Raw genomic sequence first — 201 nt, forward strand, 5'->3', positions numbered from 1 at the left:
GCTTCCACATCGTCCGTGGCGGAGGCGATGGCCGGGGTGTTCGGCGCGGTAACGTCAGCGTCTTCCGGCACCACCAGGGTGCCGGAGACCGGGCTTTCGTTACCCGCGGCGTCAGTGACAGTGGCAGTCAGCTCAGCGCCGGCTTCCTGCTTCGGAGACAGCGTGATGCTGAACGTGCCGTCATCGGCAACAGTGCCGGTG

Annotated in this window: 1 protein-coding gene; it reads right to left on the bottom strand. The window is 66.7% G+C overall.

Going from position 1 to position 201, the window contains the following annotated elements:
• The coding region (locus QQF40_RS17090; protein WP_285462045.1) for an Ig-like domain-containing protein at positions 1-201 on the bottom strand (201 nt) is incomplete at both ends.

This window comes from Cobetia sp. LC6 (assembly GCF_030264805.1).
Taxonomy (GTDB): Bacteria; Pseudomonadota; Gammaproteobacteria; order Pseudomonadales; family Halomonadaceae; genus Cobetia.